Annotated in this window: 1 protein-coding gene; it reads left to right on the forward strand. The window is 63.5% G+C overall.

Going from position 1 to position 1,557, the window contains the following annotated elements:
* The first annotated feature begins 82 nt into the window (after positions 1-82).
* Complete coding sequence (locus FS320_RS43140; RefSeq protein WP_244627760.1) at positions 83-1,249, forward strand: IS110 family RNA-guided transposase; 1,167 nt, start codon at positions 83-85, stop codon at positions 1,247-1,249.
* Positions 1,250-1,557: the final 308 nt, after the last annotated feature.

A 1,557-nucleotide genomic window follows, 5' to 3' on the forward strand; every position in this document is an offset into this window, starting at 1 on the left:
AAGATGCCATGAGGAGGTGAGCGGCGCCCAGCTCTCTGCGAGAGTAAGGACGCCAACTCTTTCTTCCTGGAGGCGATAGGCCATGCAAGCGACCAACCCCACGTCCACTACCTGGAGCCCTTCCTCGGACCAGGCCGCAATCGTTGTTTCTCTGGAACTCAGTCGCGCCGTCTGGCTCGTGACGGCCTTGCTGCCGGGCGGAAGCCAGAAGATGTCGCGGCATCAGGTGCCAGGCGGCGATCTGGCTGAGCTGCTGAGCCGCTTTGCGGAGCTGCAACGCAAGGCTCACGCCCGCACGGGCCAGCTCGCCCGGATCGTGGTGATTCAGGAGGCGGGACTGGACGGGTTTTGGATCCATCGTGTGCTGGAGAGCGAAGGCATTGAAAGCCATGTTGTGGATCCCGCCTCGATTGCCGTCTCACGCCGGCGGCGACGCGCCAAGACCGATCGGATTGACGGCGAGGCGCTGGTGCGCACCTTGCTGGCCTACAAGCGCGGCGAGCCGCGCGTCTGCGCCATGGTTCGTGTCCCAACCCCGGACGAAGAGGATCAACGATGCCTCTGCCGTGAGCTGAAGACGCTCGTCAGCGAACGGGTCCGGCATGTCAACCGGCTCAGGGGACTGTTCTTCTCGCAGGGCATTGCCGATTACGATCCACGGCGTCCGGACCGGCGTGCAAGACTCGACGAGCTGCGCACCGGCGACGGACGTGCCTTGCCGCCGCATCTCAAAGCTGTGGCACGGCGCGAACTCGAGGTCATCGAGCTGCTGGATCGGCAAATCGAGGCCGTGAAGGCCGAACGCGATGCTCTTCTGGCCGCAGCGCAAACAGCGGAGGTCCCCTCAAAGGCGGTTCAGATGCTGCTCGGCCTCAAGGGGATTGGATCAGGGTTTGCGGGTGCGCTGTGGTCGGAAGGCCTGTTTCGGCACTTTGACAACCGGCGGCAGGTGGCAGCCTATGCGGGCTTGGCGCCGACACCCTGGAAGAGCGGCAAGATCGATCACGAGCAGGGCGTGTCGAAAGCCGGCAATCCCCGGCTGCGCGCCATCTTGGTCGAGATGGCGTGGCTCTGGTTGCGGCATCAACCGGGATCGGCCCTTGCGCGGTGGTACCATGATCGCGTGCGCCTGGGCGGGCGGCTGAAAAAGGTCACGATCGTCGCGCTGGCGCGGAAATTGCTTGTCGCGCTCTGGAAGTATGTGACCCACGGCGTGGTCATCGAGGGGGCGGGCTTGAAGGTCGCTTGATCCTGCGCATCCGGCACATGCTCAGCAATTCCACCAAGGCCTGATCAGCTTTGGCGGATCCGGGTGGACGAACCGCGGTAAAGGTATGGCCTGACCGGCCGTAGTTAAGAATGGTCCCGTCCTCCCGAGCCCTGCCCGCAGAATGCGGGATGGTGGTGCAGCCGCTGCGAGCGGCGACCGTATGTGAGCTTGAGCGCGCAGTGCAAAAACGTGCTTGAAGGACGGGCTCGGACCTGTGATCCGGAAACCGGAATGGAGAACTACATGAACTGAAGCATTTCGACCTTGATCCGATGCTCCTCATGTGA

Origin of the sequence: Microvirga tunisiensis, from assembly GCF_009296175.1 — a bacterium.
GTDB classification, from domain to species: domain Bacteria; phylum Pseudomonadota; class Alphaproteobacteria; order Rhizobiales; family Beijerinckiaceae; genus Microvirga; species Microvirga tunisiensis.